Origin of the sequence: Nocardiopsis algeriensis (assembly GCF_014203695.1) — a bacterium.
GTDB classification, from domain to species: domain Bacteria; phylum Actinomycetota; class Actinomycetes; order Streptosporangiales; family Streptosporangiaceae; genus Nocardiopsis; species Nocardiopsis algeriensis.
Map to the genome: position 1 here is coordinate 1 of NZ_JACHJO010000019.1, position 18,508 is coordinate 18,508.

Consider the following 18,508-nt stretch of genomic DNA (forward strand, 5'->3'; position numbering starts at 1 on the left):
GGGCTCCGTTGTTCGTTGGTGAGGGCTTCGACCAGATCGCTACAAGGCCGTGATCAGAGCCGATGGCTCACGATCCCGACTTTGAAACAGCCCTGCATCAGACCCGGCAGGAAACATCTCGTTCTTCTCAGGTACCTCGTCGGCCTGGGGCAGCAGTGCGAGAAGGCCGTGGACGTTCGCCTGAGCGAACTCGGCGAGCTGGGGCGGCAGGAGACGGATGCCTGCGAGAGCATCACGTGTGGCGGGAATGCTGACTACTTCGTAAGTGCCGCGGCCGGGTTCGGTGAACTCGGTCCCCGTACGGTGGTCCAGGTCCATACAGACCAGCCGGGCAACGAAGACGTGCTGAAGGCCCACGTCTCCGGGGAGATCGTCGGTGATGAGCAGAACCTGGCGAATCCCGTCGATCTTTCCGCCCAGTTCCTCGAAGACCTCGCGGTGCAGCGCGGCCTCGGCATCAGCGTCTTCCGGCTCCAGCCCTCCCCCCACGGAGACCCAGTAAGGTTCCTGTCCCGGTTTGGTGCGCTTGATGAACACCAGTCGCCGGTGATCGTCGAAGAGGAGGGCGCGGGCACTCTGCTTGGCGATATCGGTCATATCCACTCGTTCCTGGCCATGCGTTTCCATCGGAATGCGGGTACGCGAAAACCGACCTTCGTCCGAAGGGGATAATCACGCTCACCGCCGTCGGGGAACCTCGACCCCAGCAGCGAAGAAACAATCAAGACCTTATACACGGACCGGTGAACAAGACACGGGTTTCCCGTTATGGAGTAAAACCACTTGGGCGGCGCGAGATCCGCACCACCAGGACACCACATCGAAGCAAGGCATGGTGGTGTCATACCGTCGTAGCAACATTGCAGGTCAGAAGGGTTGCCGATGGAGACACGACGGACGCTCACCCTAGAGGATCGCGAGGAGATCGCGCTCGCGCACACACGGGGTGAGGGTGTGCGCTCCATCGCCCGTCTACTCGGCCGCCACCCGTCCGTGGTCAGCCGCGAGATCCGCCGCAACACCGGCAAACGCGGCTATCGGGCCACCACCGCCCACAAGCGCGCCAAGACCCGCCAATCCCGCCCCCAGCAGCGGCGCATCGACACCGACCCAGTGATCCGCCAGCGGGTTCTGGCCGACCTGGGCCGGGGCCGCACACCCCGCCAGATCGCGGGCCGGTTGAAGCTGGAGGCCGAGAACGCCAGTGTGGAGCCCATGGAAGGCTCCCTCCCCGCCGACGGCGAACGCATCAGCCACGAGGCGATCTATACCTGGATCTACGCCCTGCCCAAGGGCGAACTCGCCCGCCTGGGCGTCATGCTCTGCTCCAAGCAGACCGGTCGCCGCCCCAGGAGGAGGAACGGCCTGTCCGGCGCCCGGATCGTCGGGATGCGCTCGATCCGTGAACGCCCCGCCGAAGCCGAGGGGCGCCGCATCCCCGGACACTGGGAGGGCGACCTCGTCCTGGGCAAGGACGGCAAGAGCGCCGCCATCACCCTGGTGGACCGGCAGAGCCGCTTCACCGCCATCGGGGCCTTGCCCGAGGGGAAGAAGGCCGACCAGGTCGCCGACGTGCTCATCGAGCATGTGTCGGGGCTGCCGGAGCTGGTGCGCAAGTCCCTGACCTGGGACCAGGGCACCGAGATGGGGCGGCACGCGGCGCTGACGGTGGCCACCGACCTGCCGGTGTTCTTCGCCGACCCGCACTCGCCCTGGCAGCGGCCCACGAACGAGAACACCAACCGGCTGATCCGGGAGTACCTGCCCAAGGGGACCGAGATTCCTCAGCACCAGCCGTATCTGACCGCGATCGCGGAGGAGCTGAACAACCGGCCGCGGGCGTGTTTGGGGTTCTACACTCCGCAGGAGGTCTTCCACGGGCAACTGTTGGAGGGCCAGGACGAGGGTGTTGCTTCAACGAGTTGACACCACCCATCGATCAAGGAACGCTTCTGCCCATTGGCGCACAGAACTCCGCGCCTGTTCACTGAACAAGGCGCGCTCTTCGAAAAGCCGGAAGGTATCGACGTAGAGGGACACGTCCTGGGCGGAGCGACGGTGCGGGCCGCCGATCCCGATGCCACCTCCGAGTCCCTGACCAGGCGCATCCGGGGATGGGAAGCAGGCCGCAGCACCATCCGTGAACGGTACCGCCTCCTGCCGGCGCGCGTGCTCCAGATGGATACGGGGACGTTCGAGGAACGACCGGTGGCGCACAGCAACACGGTCCGGGTCCGCGCCGTCACGTCCGACGTCATCGCGCTGGACGAGCTGACCGGAGAAGCGGACCTGCTGCCCATGGCGGTGCGCACCACACGCTCGGTCTCTGCACCCAGGCCCTTGCAGGGGCGGACTCGTGCTGGGCCAAGGCGCGCCGACCAGGAGCCCGTGCCTCGTACAGTGGGAACTTCACCTCGGGCGTAGGAGATCACCGCCGGCCCGTGCCCGGACACAAGCCCCGCTCAAGCGGGGGACTTCGGAGGAACACCCCTTGTACCTGGCCCGCATCAACCTTGACCCCAAGCGCAGTACCGGCATGGACCAGTGGGCGGCCATGGGGCGGGCCGTACGCAGAGCGGTCGATCCCGATCCCGAATCCGACGCCCGTGTGCTGTGGGCGCGCACCTCGCCGAACACGCTGGTGGTCAGCTCCGACACCGCTCCGGCCTGGGGCAAGGTCCCCGGTGCGGTCTCCGCCGCGATCCACCCGATGCCGCGGTATCCCGAGGGCGAAACCATCCGCTGGGAACTCATCAGCGCGCCCACCACGCAGCGCAGGACAGAGCGCGCCGAGGAAGGACAGCGCCCGCGCGGCAAACGGGTCCCCCTTCCGGAGGAGGAGTTCGAGAACTGGCTGGACGGCAAGTTCGCGGGCGCCGTGAGCGTCACCGCGGTGAAATGGAAGCACCTGGGTGGCAGACCCGCTCGGTACCACTTCACCGGGGAGGCCGTGGTACAGGACAGCGAGGCGCTCCATGAGCTGTGCCTGAAGGGCATCGGCGCGGGGACGGCCACGGGGGCCGGGCTTCTCCTCGCCAGCCCGCTGGCCCCGCAGTAGGTTGCGGTGGCGCGTCGACCACTCGGGGAACGTCCGTGCTCTCGGCACGCGGACCGGCATCCACCGACCTGGACGCCCACCAGATCTCACCTGTGGAGTTGACCGCTCATGCCTGCGGGCGCTGGACGGTGGAGGACCGGGTGCACCACGTGCGAAACGTGACCTGGGGCGAGGACAAGTGGCGGATCCGCACCGGGGCGGCCCCGGCCGTGCTGGGCGGAGGATGATCCGCGGCGATCCCCAACGCCGGGTCAGGGCCGGTGGCGCAGTGCCGCGCGGGCGAACGCCACTCCCCGCGCGGTCGGTGCGGCGCCCCGGCCGAACGAGCTCTTCGACCAACCGCCCAGGGTGTCCAGCACAATCCACGCCTCGTACGCGGCGTCCCGGGCCGCGGCCGGGTCCACCGGCAGGCCCTGATCGATCCGCCATCCCAGGCCGGTCAGTGCCTCGGCGACCTCCCCCGGCACGTCCCGGCTCCCGGCCGCCACCGCCAGCACCATCAGCAGACATCCCTTCCGCTCGACCTCGGCTCTCGGCTGGGGCGGCATGCGTCCGGCCAGGTGGTCCCACAGCGCCCGGGGGTCGTCGCGCACCGCCTTGGCCGCCGCGGTGGGCAGCAGGCGCCCCTTGTACTTGCGCAGCAGCCCCATTCGCTGCGCGGACTCGCGCAGGTTCAGCACCGGCAGGGTCTGGCTCTCCCGGTTGGCCTTGCCGATCCAGGTCTGCGACAGGCCCAGCGCCCCGGCGGCCTCCTGCACGCTCGCCGGAGGCAGATAGCCCGCCCCGGTCAGCTTCACGCCGTCGTCGCCGACGTGGTCCAGCAGCCAGGCGTAGGCGCCCACCGCCGCGCGGACGGTGGCCGCGGTCGGCTCGTCGTCGCCCTGGGCGGTCGCCTTGGCCACCAGGGTCAGCAGCCGCCCCCGGACCCTGGGATCGCGTATGGACGCCAGCAGTTCCCCGACCGGCCCGGGGAGGTTGTCGGGGAGCGGTCCGGACACCGCTGTCAGGGCGGCGTTGATCGCGTCGATGTCGAACGGGACCGGTGCCCGGTCCGGTGCGGGGTTCTCCCCGTAGAGCTCCCGGTACTCGGCGAGGGCTTCGGCATGGTGCGGATGTCCAGGGTCGGTGGCGGCGCTGACGAGCTCGTACCCCGGCGCTCCGCCGCAGTCCTCGGGCGGGGCGGGCCTGCTTCCGGCGGTGCACACCGCCGGGGGTGCATCCTCCTGGCGGGGGGCGACCTCCTGGAGGGTGAGCAGGTGTTCCCAGTTGTCGCCGAAGTCGTACAGGTAGGACATGCGATCTCCGGGCTGGGCCAGTACTTCGTCCAGCCGCACCTCCTCCTCGGGGACGCCGGCCTTCCCTCCGTCGGCTTCGAACGGCGAGAGGTAGTACTCGGCCTCGCGGCTGTAGTAGGACGGGCCGGAGGCGAACCCGTGCATGTGGTAGTCCTCCCAGGCGAAGGCGGCCTGGAGGATTGCGTGCACCTCGTTCAGGAACAGGTCCGAGGCCAGTTCCAGCCTGCGCCACACCGGTGGCTCGGTGCCGGCGACCTCCACCCGCACCCGGTAGGTCACCGTTTCCTCCCGTCGGGGTCGGCGCCGGGACGGACGCGCGGGTTCGGCGAGGGGGTCGAAGAGGCTGTGCAGGGCGTTCGCCGCATCCGGATCAGACCGATCCCCGGAGCCGGACAAGCTCCGCATCAGGTCCTCGAACTCGTCGGGACGGGGAACACGGTCGCCGTGGTCGCTCATGGCGGCAGGCTACCGGCCCTCCCCTACATCTCGGCGTCACGAATCCCGGCGGGTGTCGGTCGGTCCGGGATCGGGGTCTGCGTGTAGGAGGCGAGCGCCCATTCCCCGTCCCGGCGCACGTAGGTGCTCGACATCCATGCCCTGAACACGGGTGACCCCGTGTCCCTGCGGGCGGCGGCGCGGTAGACCAGGGCTGCTGCGGACGTGCCCAGCGGGATCACGCGTTCCTCGTCGATCTCGTACGACCGCCACGGGGGCGCGTCATCGAGGGAGGCGATGACGGCCTGCCGGTCGAGGACCTGGCCGTGTGCCAGGACCATGACCCCGTCGTCCGTCATCAGGCGGCCGTAGAAAGCCGCCCCGGTCCCGTCGGACAGCGCCTGCCATCCTCGGTGCTCCAGTTCCAGGAGTTCATCAGGATCCATGCCGCGATCCTAGGTGGAAGGAAAACGCTGCCGGTGGAACGAGGAACCCTGCAGTCGATGGTCTTGTACGTGCAGCTCAGCGCCCCAGGTGGGCTGCACGTCCAAGACCACGGTGCGTGGGGCGGTCCGGTGGGCCCTCTCGGGTATCGCCCCGGGCAGGCAGGGAGCCGAGCCCCGAAAGTACGGCTGCCGCGCGCCGGGCTCCGCGGGAGCGGTGCGGTTCCCCTCAGCGGGGTGTGCGCAGGGCGGTGTCCAGGGCGGCCATGAGCTGGGCCAGGCGGTTTCCGCCCGCCGGTGCGGGCGGGTAGCGGGTCAGGACGTCGATCAGGGCCGGTGTCGCGCGCTCGCGTGCCCGTTCGAGTGCCTCGGCCCCGGCGGCGGGATCGCCGTCCGCGTCCAGTTCGGCGATGCGCGCCGCGCATGCGGCGGCGCGCAGGATGTGGCCCACCTGGGTGGCTCTGGCGATCGGGTGCAGGTACGCGGCGGCTGCGGCGTCGCCGGCGGCGCGTGCGGCGAGGCGGGCGGTCTCGGTGGGGGCCTCCTTCGCGGCCCGGTGCGCGTCCAGGGAGGTGGCGCGCTGCAGCCTGGTCCTCCTGGTGCCGCCGATGAATTCCCGGGCCGCGTCGATCGCGGCCCGGGGGCGGAGGTCCCCCGGGACCGCCGCCTCGAACAGGGGGAGGACCTCCTGTGCGCTCTGCGCCGCATAGCGGGCCACGGTCCGCAGTTCGTCCGCGGTCAGCTCGAAGTCACCCGGTCCGGTTGCCATGGCACCGATTCTTCCGCAGCCCCGGCGGGAGTTGCCCCGCGGCCGCCTCGCGCACAGCCCCGGTAGTGGTGTTTCTGCGGCCGGTGCGGAACAGGCCTGCGGCTCCCGCTCACGCCTCTTCCCGTGGCGCGGCCCTCGGGGTGAGCGGGACCGCGGCGACGGCGGCGGCGGAGAACAGCGCGCCCACGGCGAAGACGGCGGGCAGGCCGGCGAGGGTGATCACCGCCGCCATCAGCACGGGGGTGAGGGTGGTGCTGACGCCCTGGAGCCAGTTCTGCACGGCCAGGGCCCGGCCGGCCCACGCCGCTCCGGCGGTCTCGGCGACCGAGGTGAAGGTCAGGCCGTTGTGCCAGCTGGTCAGGGACAGGCAGGCCAGTACCAGGGGCACCGCCGTCCAGGACCGGACGGCGGGCAGCACGGTGAGCAGGAGCAGGCAGCCGGTCGCGGCCACCGCGAGCCACCGGACCGGGCGCATGCGGTCTCCCAGGCGGTCCGACCAGACGCCGAACAGCAGGCGGCCGGCCGCTCCCGGTATCTGGGCCAGGGCGACCACGGCGCCGGCGGCGGGCGGGTCCCATCCCTGTTCCTCGACCAGGTAGATGAGCGCGTAGGTCATCATGGTGATCTGCGCCACCCCGAGGAGCATGCTGACGCCGTGGACCCTCCAGATGGTCCACTGCCGATAGGGCGACCCCGAGTCGGATGCGGCCTCGCGCTCCTCGCCTCCCCCGGCCGGGCCGGAGCGGACGGGGGCGGAGGGGGCCGCGGGGATCGCGAGGACGAGTGGGGCCGTGAGCAGGGCGAGCACCGCGGGGAGGGACATCGCGCCGGCGAACCCCCAGGCGTCGGCGGCGGTGGGCAGCACCAGGGAGGCGAGACCCACCCCCAGGGGGAACGCGGACTGGCGCAGTCCCATGGCCAGGCCTCGCTCTCGGGAAGAGAACCAGACGAGGACGAGCCGTCCGCTCGCCGCGTTGACCGGGCCCGCCACGGCTCCCACGAGCAGCAGGGCCGCGCCCGCGGTCCACAGGCCCGTGGCGATCCACAGCAGCCCCAGCGCGCCGGCGGTGAGGACGAGGCTCAGCGTCATCGTCGCCCGCTCGCCGGCGCGGTCGATCACCAGCCCCCAGAGGAGCAGGGTCAGCAGGAGGCCGAAGGAGGGGATTCCTGCCAGCAGGCCCGCCTGTGCGGTGGTGACGTCGAAGACCTGCCGCAGCTGGGGCAGGACGACGGGGACCCCGAACATCGCGCCCACACTGGCCACCTGCGCAACCATGCCGATGGACAGGATGACCCAACGATTGCGAAGGAGCATCAGCTCAGCCTAGACAGGCCTTCCTCTCCTGGCGTGTCCGCCCCTCGCACCGGCACGCCCCGAGAGGACTCTGCGACACCTGCCGGGATGTGTCCGGCAGGCAGCGGCCGCCCGGGGCCGGTAACGGGTCGGCTCCGGGCGGCGCTTCCTGCCTTCTAGGAGGCCGGGCAGTCCTGTCCCAGCCAGGCGGAGTTGAAGCGGGCAAAGGTGATGTGCTGGGTGCCGCCGCGCTCGTAGAGGACGCCGAACTCGCCGTCGTCCAGGGCGACGACGGTGGAGTAGCCGGCCGCCCCCGCCTCGAGGGTCCTCGACACGGGCCAGGTGCCGCCGTCGTCGCAGGACATCCGCACGGTCAGGTTCTGCCGCGAGGTGGCATGGGCGGTGTTGGTGAACAGGAGCCGGTGCGCCTCGGGGGTTCCCGCCGGGGCGTCGGCGTCGTAGCGCAGGACGGCCCCGTTGTTGGTGGGGTCGACCAGGGTGGTGTCGGGGACGGGGTCGCTGTAGGTGACGCCGCCGTCCTCGGAGTAGGCCACCAGGCGGTAGGGGCCCTGGGGCGTGCGGCTGTTGAGCATCACGCGGCCGTCGGCGAGCTCGACGGTCTTGTTCTCGTCCATGCCCGGTCCCACGGGCTCGCCCGCCTGCCAGGTCTGCCCGTGGTCGTCGCTGTAGACGCTCACGGCGTAGATGCCGTCACCGGAGTCGAACGCGTACTGCTGGACCAGGCGGCCGTCGGAGAGCTGGATGCCGGTCCCGGAGGAGGCGAAGATGCCGAACCAGGCGGGGTCCTTGATGTCCTCGGTGATGCGGCGGGTCCGCCAGGTCCTTCCGCCGTCGTCGGAGTAGGAGTAGTCGGCGTGGAGGATGGTGTCGCTGTCGTTGGAGTTGCCGTCCGAGGAGTTGCGGAAGCCGACCCCGGCAGGGGCGTAGGCGTGGAACAGGAACAGGCGGCCGGTCTCGCGGTCCAGGAGCAGGCTGGGGTCGCCTGCGCCGACGCCGCCGTCGTAGTCGACGACCGCCTGGGGTTCGGTCCAGGTCCGGCCGTCGTCGTAGCTGCGGCGGACCATGATGTCGAGGTTGCCGGGGAGGTCCGAGGCGCCTTCGTTGCGGCGGTCGTAGGCGGCGACGAGGGTGCCGTCCTCGAGGACCTCCAGGGCGGGGATGCGCCAGGAGGGCGCTCCCTCGCCCGCGGTGGCCAGGTCGGTTCTCTCGAGGAGGGGCTGGTCGGCCGCGCTGGTGCTGTCGGCGGCGGCGGGCGGTGCCAGGGGGCCGGCGACCGCCAGGCCCAGGGCCATGGCGACGGGGGCTGCGTACTTTCTCACGGGTACCTCCGTGTCGTGGGAGACGGAGGCATCAGACATCAGACGTCTTGGACGCTAAAGCGCGAACCCGCTCAAGTCAACCCTCTGGGGCGTTGTCCCTTCGAAATCGCCGGAAGACCGGCACGTGGTATCGGGTGCCGGGCCTGGCGCCGGCAGGCGGGGGCGGCGGCGAAGGTTCCGCCGCGCGGGCCGGCGCCCGAATTCTTGTACCGCCTTGCGCCTGCTCAGAGGGCTGCGGGCGCCTCGGGGGTCACCGGCTTCCCTTACACCCCTTGACCCGGTCGCAAGCTGTAACTAACATCTCACTCTCAAGGCATCAGACATCAGACGTCATATGCATGTCTTGTTTCCTCAGCCCCTCACGTGACAGCACATCCGAAGAAACGCCGCAGTCGTTCGCACCTTCGCGCGAGGACCTCGGCGGGGCCGACCCGCGCGGGAGGCGGGCCCGGTGCCCGCCTCCCGGCGCTGCCGGAGGTCAGCCGCCGTTGGACTGGCGGATCCCCTCGGCGAGGGCGTCGAAGGTGTAGACGAACCCGCCGTCCTCCCCGCTGACGGTCATGTACGCGTCGGTCGTCCCCGGTGCGATGGCGACGTTCGTGGCCGTGTCCAGCCCGCCGGCCGCGTCGTCGGGAACGCCGACCGTGGCCAGGTGCTCGCCCGTGGAGCTGTACACGAAGACGCGCGGTTGGCCGTGGACGGCCTGGTAGAGGTTCCCGTCGGCGTCGACCGCGATGGAGTCGATCCGGCTCGTGCCGCCGTCGAAGTACACGGCGGCGTGGGAGCTCTCCACCGTCGTCCCGCCCTCGCCCAGCAGGTAGTGGTCGATGCGGTTCGCGGCGTACTGGCCGACCCACAGGGCCGTGAAGTCCTCGTTGAACGAGATGCCGTTGGGTGCGGGCAGGTCCTCCGCCAGGACGGTCGCCTCCGCGGTCTCCCCGTCGATCCGGACGACCCGGCCCCGGGCCTCCCAGGCGGGCCCGGAGAAACCGGTGGAGTCGCTGACGTACATGTTCCCGGCCTCGTCGAAGGCCAGGTCGTCGGGGTGCATCGGCGCGCCGTCCACGTCCCCGGAGAAGAACGTGGTGTGGTCCTCCCCGTCGGGGGTGATGCTGTCGATCCGGCCGTTCAGGAAGTCCGTCAGGTACAGCCGGTCGTCGCGGGGGCCGAACTGGGCGGAGGTGTAGACGCCGTCCCCGCCGCTGAACACCGGGGACACCTCACCGGAGCCGGTGTCCACCCGCAGGACCTTGGGCTTCTCCGGGGGAGCGGTGACGTCGACGACGAGGAGGCCGCCGTCTGGGGCGAAGGTCGGCCCCTCGAGGAGGGTCATCCCCGTCTCCTCGTGGACGGAGGTCACCTGGACCAGGAGTTCGGCCGTCCGGTCCGGACCCTCCGGCCCCTGCTCGGGGTCGGGGGCGGGAGCTGGCCCCGGGGCGGGCGCGGAGCATCCCGCTGCCAGGGCGGCCAGGGCCAGGGCCGCGAGTGCGCGGGGAGCGGCCGCTCGCCGGGTCAGGGGACGGTGCGCTTCCCCGCGCCTCTCCTCCGCGGTCACGGCCTCGGCTCCAGGACCTCGTGCATGCTCTCGGCGCGCCACCGGGCGAGCAGCCGGTGGAAGGCCACGGGTCCGGGGCTGTAGGAGAAGCCGCCGGGGAGGCCCGCACCCTCGAGGTTGTAGTAGCCGGGTGTGCACTCGGCCTGGAACGCGGAGTTGTCGTGCGCGGTCTCGCGGACGGTCCGGGCCCACGCCTCGGTCGCTTCCCGGGAGGGTTCGACCACGCGGGCCCCGGTCTTGCGGGCCTCGGCGACCACGGCGGCGATGTGCTCGGCCTGCTCCAGCAGGATGTGCGTGAAGTTGACGGAGTTGGCGTTCTGCAGCGCGCCCAGGTGGAAGAGGTTGGGGAACCCGTTGCTGTAGAAGCCGTGCAGGGTGCGGGGTCCGCTGCTCCAGGAGGCGAGCAGGTCCTGCCCGCCGCGGCCGCGGACCGGCAGCGTACCGGACAGCACCCCGGAGACGCCGACCTCGAAGCCGGTGGCGAAGACGACGCAGTCGACGGGGTACTCGGTCTCGCCGACGACGACCGCGTCCTCGGTCATGCGGGTGATGCCGCCGTGGTCGGCGGTGTCGACGAGGGTGACATCGGGCCGGTTGAACGCCTGGAGGTAGTGGTCGCTGAAGCAGGGCCGCTTGCACATGTACCGGTACCAGGGCTTGAGCAGCTCGGCCGTCTCCGGGTCGTCGACGACCTCGTCCACGCGCGCCCGGATCTGGTTCATCTTCTGCGCGTCGATGATCTCGTCGATGCGTTCGCGTTCCTCCGCGGAGACACTCGTGTCCAGTGCGCCGGAGATCATCTTGCGCTGGAGCCGTGCCGTGGACGTCCAGCCGTCCTGGGTCAGGTCGGTCTCCACCTGCTCCCCGGAGACGACGGCGAGGAAGTTCTCCATGCGCTCGCGCTGCCAGCCGGGCCGGAGGGAGGCCGCCCACTCCGGGTCGGTGGGGCGGTTGTCGCGGACGTCCACCGTGGAGGGTGTCCGCTGGAACACGTACAGGTGCTCGGCGTCGCGCGCCAGGTGCGGAACGACCTGCACGCCGGTCGCTCCGGTGCCGACGACCGCGACCCTCTTGTCCGCGAGGCCGGTGAGGCCGCCGTCCTGGTCGCCGCCGGTGTAGCCGTAGTCCCACCGGCTGGTGTGGAAGGTGTGGCCCCGGAAGGTCTCGATCCCGGGGATGCCCGGCAGCTTCGGCTGGGTCAGCGTGCCCGACGAGGTGATGACGAACCGGGCGCGCATCCGGTCGCCGCGGTCGGTCTCCACCACCCATGTGTCCGTCTGCTCGTCCCAGTTCAGGCCGGTGACGCGGGTGTGGAACAGCGCGTCGCGGTACAGGCCGAAGGTCTCGGCGATGGCCACGGCGTGGCGGCGGATCTCCTCGCCGGGGGCATAGCGCCACTTCGGTACGTAGCCGACCTCCTCCAGGAGGGGCATGTAGGAGTAGGACTCGATGTCGCAGTGGATGCCCGGATAGCGGTTCCAGTACCAGGTCCCGCCGAAGTCGCCGGCCTCGTCGGTCATCCGGATCGAGTCCACACCCGCCTGGCGCAGCCGCGCGCCGGTGACGAGGCCGCCGAACCCGCCGCCGATCACGAGCACCTCCACGGTGTCGGTCAGCGGCTCGCGCTCCGTCCTGGGGGTGTAGGGGTCCTTTGCGTAGTAGCCGAACTCGCCCGCGGCCGAGCGGTACTGGAGCGCACCGTCGGGTCGGATGCGCCGGTCGCGCTCACGCGCGTATCGGGCCCGCAGCGCGTCGAGGTCGATCTCGGACGTGTCGGGGACGGGTGTGTCGGGGACAGGTGGCATGGGGGGTGTCCTCTCCGTGTCTTCTCCGCTGCTCCGTCGAAGCTCCTGTCGCTGAGGAACGGCGGGGCGGCGCTTCGCGGAGGGACGGATGCGATCACCAGGTCGGGTGCCGGCGCGGTCGCGCTGCTCGGCTGCGAGCACCGGCCCTCACACCGACCGCACGGGTCATGGTAACAGTGCGAAATCAGCTGATTCCAGTCCGGGGCGGAGGAAAAGGGCGCCGGTCTCGCCCTGTCCGCCTTCACCGCTCCGGGAAACCGCACACAGGCCCGCTCCCGGCCCGCTCCCCGCAGGACGGAAAAGGGGTACCGGCGCAATGCGCACACCTCGGGTTTTCCGTTTCTGATCCCCGCTCTCGGGGAAGCCGTGCGCTTTGCCCTGAGCAGCGGCAGCAGATCCCGGCAGGGTCGGCGGGAAGCCCCTCGAAGAACCGGGACTTCTTTTCCGGGGAGATATGCCATGCCCTCACAGCGACGACCGGCAACCAACGCCCCCAACCGGAAAGCGGGAAAGGTTACGGCCAAAATTACACCACCGGTGACCTGGAGAAACCCTCACGGAGCGGCAGGCGCGAATCCTCCTCCCAGAGCCTGTCGAATGCGTCGAACCACCTGGCCACCGAGCCGCACGCCCGGGCCCGGGGGATGTTCCGCGACACCGGCCTGTGTTTTCCCGGCACCCCCTCCTTTTTTTGCCGATGCGTTTTTCTCCCCTCCCTGGTCACAGTGTTTCCACACGCCCCACAGCCGCTGATGACCTGTGTCTTCGCGCTTCTCCCCCTGTTCCTGCGGCCTTGACGTGATCTTCGGTTCCGCGAGATAACTACAACCGCCCAAAGCCCGTGACGAATCACTTGCGGAAGACACAGAATGAGCTCACACTACATTTCCCGCTGGGTCCTTGCATTCGACGCCTCCTGTGAGCGCTGCCGCGCGGTGTCGGCCGTTGTCGAGGACGCCTGCGCGGACAGGATCGAACTCCTCCCCCTGCTCCACCCCGAGGTGGAGCGGTGGCGCCGCGACGCCCTGGGCGAGCACGCCCCCTGGGCTCCGACCCTGATCAGGGTCGGCGAGGGCCCCACCCGCGCGTGGACCGGGCCGATGCTCGGCATGCGCCTGCTCGCCCGCCTGGGTCCTGCCTCGACCCTGCGCCTGGTGAGCGCGCTGAGCAGCCTGCGGGCACCCCGGAGCGCGGGTCCGGCCGCGGTGGACCGCAAGGGTTTCCTGCGTCTGGGCACGGGGCTGGGTGTGGCGGTGGGCCTGGTCCTGGCCGGACGCACCCCCGCGCTGGCCGAGAGCGCGGAGGCGAACGAGATCCAGACCTGGGTGAAGGCGAACCGGGGCCGCCTCCCCGATCGGCTCGACACCTTCGGGTCCCACCCGATGGCCTATCGGCGGGCGATCTTCGCCGAGCTCTCACCCCAGGCCCGCAGCCGCCTGTGGGTCGAGCACCTGGGCCGCTACCGGAGGGAGCACCCGAACCTGACCGGCGCCCAGCGCGAGGTCCTGGAGCGCGCCGAGGAGCTGGCCGCCGAGCCGGCCCTCTTCTCCGAGGTCCGCACCGGTCCCGACGCCGAGCTCGACGACCTGACCAGGAGCGCGATCGCGGCCTACGGCGAGCAGGAGGCCCACGCGCTGCTCGCCACCCTCGGCCCACCCGAGAGCGCGGTCATGTCCGAGAACTCGGTCATGGCCGCGAAGGAGAACTGCACCTGCTCCATCCACAGCGACTGGTGCCGCGGCACCAGCTGGTGCAGACTCTCGGGCTGCAAGTACAACCTGGGCTGCGGAACGCTGTTCCTCTCCGTCTGCAACGGGCACTGCTACACACCCTGAACCCGTGCCCCGGACTCCGGGCGGGGACACCGCGGCCGCCGGACCGCCCGCCGGGAGCGGTGCCGGCGGCCTTTCCGGGTCACTTCCCGCCGAAGGCCGGCCGGACGCGCCCGAGCGAGGCGGCGACGCCCGCCGCATGGTCCTCGGTGTCCATGAGGCGGGTCTGTTCGAGGATCTCGCGCTCCAGGGCGGCCGGCAGCTCGGCGAGCAGTTCGGCCCGCATCGTCGCCTTCATGGAGCGCACCGCCAGCGGGGCGGAGGCGGCGATGCGGTGGGCGTGCTCCAGGGCGGCCTCGCGCACGGAGCCCGTGTCGGCCAGGATGTCGGCCAGGCCGATCTCGTGGGCCTCGGTTCCGGTGACCCGGCGGGCGGTGTAGAGCATGTCTGCGGCCTTCTGGCGGCCGATGATCCGGGGCAGGGAGGCGGTGAGGCCGAACCCCTGGTGCAGACCCAGGAGCCCGAAGTTGGCGTGGAAGCGCGAGGTGGGCTCGGCGACGCGGAAGTCCGCCGCGCACGCCAGTCCGAGCCCGCCGCCCACGGCGGCGCCCTGGACGGCGGCGATCACCGGCACGGGGAGGGAGAACAGGCGCAGTCCCTGCCCGTAGACGGCGGTGAGGCCCTTGACCGGGTTGTCCCCCACACCACCGGCGGCGAAGTCCACGCCGGCGCAGAAGTGCTTGCCCTCCGAGCACAGGACCAGGACCCGGCAGCGTTCGGCGAGGTCCTCGGCGGTGTCGGCCAGCTTCTCCAGGAGGGCGTGGTCGAAGTGGTTGTTGGGCGGCCGGCGGATCTCCAGCACTCCGACGTGCCCGTCGACGCGGACGGACAGCTCCTCGCTCATGGGGCCCTCTCTGATCGTTGGTGGTGACCGGCACCGAGGCTACCGGCCGGTAGCACGCCGGGGCGTGGAGGGGGTCCGGTCGGCCGTGCTCCTGCGGCAGCAGGGAGCCGGGCGGGCCCCGGAGCCGGCGCAGGTGTGCGCGGGGGAGGCGCCCGGACGGGCGCCTCCCCCTTCCTTCCCCCGCCGGGTCACATCCCGGTGGCGGTGGTGGCGATACCGCCGTCCACGGGGATGACCGCGCCGGTGACGTAGGATCCGGCGCGGCTCGACAGGTAGACGGCGACGCCGGCCATGTCGTCGGGCCGGCCGATGCGGCGCAGCGGTGCCGCCTGGGCGATGTGCTCGCCGAAGGCGTCGAGGGTGGCCGCCATCATCTTGGAGGGGAAGGGGCCGGGGGCGACGGCGTTGACGGTGACGGCCTTGGGGCCGAGCTCGCGGGCCAGGTGGCGGGTGAGCTGGTGCACGCCCGCCTTGCTGGTGGAGTAGGCGTAGGTGGGCAGCGACGGCACGTGGATGCCGTCGATGCTGCCGACGTTGATGACGCGGGCGGGGTCGTCGGGCGTGGCCGCGGCCTCCAGCGCGGGCAGGAAGGCGCGCACGAGGAAGAAGGGCGACTTGAGGTTGAGGTCCAGGACCTTGTCCCAGGCCGACTCGGGGTAGGTCTCCAGCTGCTCGCCCCAGGTGGCGCCGGCGTTGTTGACGAGGATGTGCACCTCGGGGGCCTGGGAGGTGACCTCGGCGGCGAGCCGTCGGCACTCGTCCTCGCTCGACAGGTCCGCGGGGATGGCGGTGACTTCGCCGTACTCGGCCAGTTCGGCGCGGGCCTGCTCGCACGCGTCAGCCTTGCGGGAGCTGATCCACACGCGGGCGCCCGCCTGGAGCAGGCCGCGGGCCATCATCATGCCGATGCCTCGGGTGCCTCCGGTGACGACGGCGTTCTTGCCCGTCAGGTCGAACAGGTCCATCTTTCCTCCTCGTGACGCGGGGTGCGAAGGCCGCGGCGGAGAGGCGGGAGGTGTTCCGGGCCGTGGCTTACCCCGAAGTAACTTATGAGACGCAAGTTACACGACGCAGGTCCGAGGGGTCGGCACGGGGTCGGGCGGGGCCCTGTTCCGGATCTGCGGGGCCGGCGCGCGGGAGGGGCCCGGCCCCGCGCGCCGGGGAGCCGGGGGCCGCGTCAGCGGCCAGGGCGGGGAGCCGTCCCGCACGACGTGGGCTGACGGCCCACCCGGCCCCGGTTCAGCCCCACCTGCACCCCACCGAGGACGCAGAAAAGGGCCCGTCTGACGACGAGCCCCTTCGTGACCTGCTACTTCGCTGTCGGGACGGCGGGATTTGAACCCACGACCCCTTGACCCCAGTCACCCCACAACACGAACCCGCAGGCCGGGGCCACCCGTCCCGGCCACCAAGCAACGGGACCGGTCGCCGAGGGGCGCCCACAGGTGCCCCTCGCCCAACCCCACCTCGACCCCACCCAGATTGTCAGCACCCAGAGCTACCGTGCTGTCACACCAACCCTCCGCAACAGAGAGATGCGCCATGGTGAACACCACCCCTTCACCGAAATCAGCCACGGGACCCCGCCCCCAAGGGCCAGACCAAGCAAGCAAGCGCACACAGAATCAGAAGGCGCGCAACTATGCATCCGGTGTCAGCAAGGCTCTTTTCCTACTCAGCAGAGGACGCTGCTACGAGCCTTCTTGCCCCCGCCCAGTAATCCGAGAAATTGACGGAGAGCCGATTGTAGACGTCGAAATTGCACACATACGCGCACACAGCCCCGGCGGCCCTCGCTTCGACCCAAAAATGGGGAACGGTGAAAGAAAGTCCTTCGCAAACCTCATCCTACTCTGCAACCCCCACCACACAGCCATAGACAATAATCCAAATAAATACCCAACCAAGCTCCTGCTTCAGTGGAAGAAAAATCGAGAAGGGGAACTGTTCGAGCAACTATCAGGCCTTGAAAACCTCACACCAAACAAGCTCCAAGAAATGATGTCTTCAGCTGTCACGCAGAGCAAAGAAGAAATAATGCATGCAATTGGAGAATTATCAGAGATCAGCGAAGAGTCCGCAGCAATACTCAAGAAACTCGCCAAAGAAAACTTCAGCCGACCCTACATCGACATAGACGCAGTAGAATCCCTCGCCGACTCGACCCACAGACTCGCCCATCTCGAAGAAACCACCGTCTTATTGCGCGAGGCAGCCCACGACCTAGGACACCTGCAAGACACAACACCCCAGCTCTCCAAAGCCGCCGAAGACCTCGAGCACTACGTCTCAGCAATCTCAAGCCTTCAATCAATGACTGTCGACATAAACAGGTCGACGGAAAAAATTAACCATGTCCTACGTAGCACAATCCACGAACGCCCCTGGGAAGCGGCAGAGCAGGGGATATTCGAGACTGCCGAGGCAATCGAAAGAAAAATTGACTCCATCAACAATTTAGATTCCGAGATCATCATCAGAGACAAAGGGCGCTGGACATATTTCTTCCGAGGCATCATCTTCGGAATATGCGCAGGGTTGGTCATTTTTTACCATGCATCCACCCAATTATGGTAGACGGGGCACCAACGAACGCCCCGGAGAATTTTCGACAGCAAGAGTTTTAGAGTTGACGCATGTCGGGCAACTCATTGACCGGGGTGCAGCATGCTTTGATCAGGGGAAACGCGTCCGCAAGGGTGCACCCGTCATACGGGTTACCCGACTGGTGCACCGAGCGACACATCCACGGGCAAACTCAGCTACTGGGAGGGCACGGGTCTGCGGATGGGAGTGACTATGCCGCGCCGAGGGCATCGTGCACCTCGGGGACATCACGGAACCGCTCCAGAGCGTTTCTGACGACGCGGGTGCGTTCGTCGGTGCGCTCGCTGCCCAGATCATCGGCGATCTCCAGCATGCAGCGGGCGACCTCGACTGCCGCTTCGGGCTCATTGGCGTCCGCGTACGCAACCGCGAGCCAGGACAGGTACAGCGCCAGTTCCCGACCATGAGTGGCGTCGTACCGGGACGGCACATCGTTGAGCAGCGGAACCGCCCGCAAAGGCCGGTGAAGCTCGGTGTACACGCGAGCCTCCATGATCTGGAGTTCGCCCTCATCGACCCAGTACAACCAGGCTGGTTCCTCCTCATCACCACGGCGAGCCAGGGCTTCGGACGCCTCTCCCAGAGCACGCATGGCCGCACGCGCGTCCCCGACCTTGGTATGCGCCCAGGCGACCCGGTCCCAGAACAGTGCCCGAGCCCGCGCAGGAGCACCCGACCCCGTCTCCGCAAGAGCAGCCTCCGCCAGTTACACCGCTTCATGCTCCCGACCGGTACTGGCCCACTGGTACGCCAAGGGCCCCGCCAGTTGACCGGCCAGCGTGGCATCCTCCGCCTCACGTGCAGCCGCCAACCCGAGCCGGTAGATTCCCTCCGCCTGCTCATGTCGCCCCGCATCAGAGGCGATCCATCCGGCGATCTGCGCCAGCTGCCCCACCGCCACACGCAGGGCCCGGCCTCTTCTGTCTGCGTACTCTCCCTGAGAAACGCGATGGAGGTATCGAGTTCGCGAACCGCAGGCCCGATGAGATCCTGCCCCGCGATCACATCATCGGCCTACCGCAAGGCGTGCACACGCGAAGCGAGATCGCCCGCCGCCGATCTCCCAACCCGGTGCCCTCGCCCGGTGAGCACCATCGGTGCGCCACCCGAAGCTTCGCACAACGCCTCGGCCGGCCACTGAGCCCTTTTCATCTTGCTTCTCGAAGCTGAAGGATCAGCACAGCGCGGGTGATCTGGCCGGCCCGGTTGGGGCAGCAGCGCAGGCGGCGCA

Annotated in this window: 16 protein-coding genes; 5 read left to right on the plus strand and 11 right to left on the minus strand. The window is 69.6% G+C overall.

All coding sequences use genetic code 11. The features are described 5' to 3' along the window. Positions 1-39 precede the first annotated feature (39 nt). Positions 40-597 carry an NUDIX hydrolase gene (locus tag FHS13_RS20870; RefSeq protein ID WP_184293672.1) on the minus strand — a complete coding sequence of 186 codons (558 nt, stop codon included), beginning with the start codon at positions 595-597 and terminating at the stop codon, positions 40-42. Between the two features lie 285 nt (positions 598-882). Here FHS13_RS20870 and FHS13_RS20875 point away from each other — a divergent pair, with 285 nt between their 5' ends. The 3 genes from FHS13_RS20875 (at position 883) to FHS13_RS20885 (ending at position 3,285) form a co-directional block, all read left to right on the plus strand. Continuing rightward, positions 883-1,926: an IS30 family transposase gene (locus FHS13_RS20875; protein WP_184293673.1), complete on the plus strand. Its 1,044-nt coding sequence runs from the start codon at positions 883-885 to the stop codon at positions 1,924-1,926. A 565-nt stretch (positions 1,927-2,491) separates the two neighbouring features. Then, positions 2,492-3,058 carry a type I-E CRISPR-associated protein Cas6/Cse3/CasE gene (locus tag FHS13_RS20880; protein WP_184293674.1) on the plus strand — a complete coding sequence of 189 codons (567 nt, stop codon included), beginning with the start codon at positions 2,492-2,494 and terminating at the stop codon, positions 3,056-3,058. 35 nt (positions 3,059-3,093) lie between these two features. Next, the gene (locus tag FHS13_RS20885) at positions 3,094-3,285 is read left to right on the plus strand and encodes a hypothetical protein (protein ID WP_184293675.1); all 192 of its coding nucleotides are present in this window, start codon (positions 3,094-3,096) and stop codon (positions 3,283-3,285) included. A 24-nt stretch (positions 3,286-3,309) separates the two neighbouring features. Here the strand turns inward: FHS13_RS20885 and FHS13_RS20890 are convergent, their stop codons facing one another. The 7 genes from FHS13_RS20890 to FHS13_RS20920 all read right to left on the minus strand — a co-directional run bounded on the left by FHS13_RS20890 (position 3,310) and on the right by FHS13_RS20920 (position 11,994). After that, positions 3,310-4,809 carry a plasmid pRiA4b ORF-3 family protein gene (locus FHS13_RS20890; protein WP_246405609.1) on the minus strand — a complete coding sequence of 500 codons (1,500 nt, stop codon included), beginning with the start codon at positions 4,807-4,809 and terminating at the stop codon, positions 3,310-3,312. A gap of 23 nt (positions 4,810-4,832) precedes the next feature. Continuing rightward, complete coding sequence (locus tag FHS13_RS20895; RefSeq protein ID WP_184293676.1) at positions 4,833-5,234, minus strand: nuclear transport factor 2 family protein; 402 nt, start codon at positions 5,232-5,234, stop codon at positions 4,833-4,835. Positions 5,235-5,460: 226 nt separating this feature from the next. Continuing rightward, positions 5,461-6,000 carry a putative immunity protein gene (locus tag FHS13_RS20900; RefSeq protein ID WP_184293677.1) on the minus strand — a complete coding sequence of 180 codons (540 nt, stop codon included), beginning with the start codon at positions 5,998-6,000 and terminating at the stop codon, positions 5,461-5,463. A gap of 109 nt (positions 6,001-6,109) precedes the next feature. Beyond that, complete coding sequence (locus FHS13_RS20905; protein WP_184293678.1) at positions 6,110-7,315, minus strand: MFS transporter; 1,206 nt, start codon at positions 7,313-7,315, stop codon at positions 6,110-6,112. Between the two features lie 155 nt (positions 7,316-7,470). Continuing rightward, complete coding sequence (locus FHS13_RS20910; RefSeq protein WP_343065114.1) at positions 7,471-8,634, minus strand: sialidase family protein; 1,164 nt, start codon at positions 8,632-8,634, stop codon at positions 7,471-7,473. A 478-nt stretch (positions 8,635-9,112) separates the two neighbouring features. Continuing rightward, complete coding sequence (locus tag FHS13_RS20915; RefSeq protein WP_343065115.1) at positions 9,113-10,189, minus strand: SMP-30/gluconolactonase/LRE family protein; 1,077 nt, start codon at positions 10,187-10,189, stop codon at positions 9,113-9,115. After that, a complete protein-coding gene (locus tag FHS13_RS20920; protein WP_184293679.1) occupies positions 10,186-11,994 on the minus strand; it encodes a flavin-containing monooxygenase in 1,809 nt (602 codons plus the stop codon). The genes FHS13_RS20915 and FHS13_RS20920 overlap by 4 nt, the downstream gene beginning before the upstream one ends. 869 nt (positions 11,995-12,863) lie before the next feature. Here FHS13_RS20920 and FHS13_RS20925 point away from each other — a divergent pair. Next, positions 12,864-13,829, plus strand: coding sequence for a bacteriocin fulvocin C-related protein (locus FHS13_RS20925; RefSeq protein ID WP_184293680.1), 966 nt, complete (start codon positions 12,864-12,866; stop codon positions 13,827-13,829). A gap of 79 nt (positions 13,830-13,908) precedes the next feature. Here the strand turns inward: FHS13_RS20925 and FHS13_RS20930 are convergent, their stop codons facing one another. Continuing rightward, positions 13,909-14,670 carry an enoyl-CoA hydratase/isomerase family protein gene (locus tag FHS13_RS20930; protein ID WP_184293681.1) on the minus strand — a complete coding sequence of 254 codons (762 nt, stop codon included), beginning with the start codon at positions 14,668-14,670 and terminating at the stop codon, positions 13,909-13,911. A gap of 188 nt (positions 14,671-14,858) precedes the next feature. Beyond that, the gene (locus tag FHS13_RS20935) at positions 14,859-15,635 is read right to left on the minus strand and encodes an SDR family oxidoreductase (protein WP_184293682.1); all 777 of its coding nucleotides are present in this window, start codon (positions 15,633-15,635) and stop codon (positions 14,859-14,861) included. A gap of 577 nt (positions 15,636-16,212) precedes the next feature. On the opposite strand from FHS13_RS20935, the gene FHS13_RS20940 reads away from it, so the two are divergent. Beyond that, the gene (locus FHS13_RS20940; RefSeq protein WP_184293683.1) at positions 16,213-17,247 is read left to right on the plus strand and encodes a methyl-accepting chemotaxis protein; all 1,035 of its coding nucleotides are present in this window, start codon (positions 16,213-16,215) and stop codon (positions 17,245-17,247) included. 220 nt (positions 17,248-17,467) lie between these two features. On the opposite strand, the gene FHS13_RS21645 is transcribed toward FHS13_RS20940, so the two are convergent. Then, the gene (locus tag FHS13_RS21645; protein ID WP_484549407.1) at positions 17,468-17,983 is read right to left on the minus strand and encodes an NsdA family TPR-like regulatory protein; all 516 of its coding nucleotides are present in this window, start codon (positions 17,981-17,983) and stop codon (positions 17,468-17,470) included. Between the last annotated feature and the right edge of the window lie 525 nt (positions 17,984-18,508).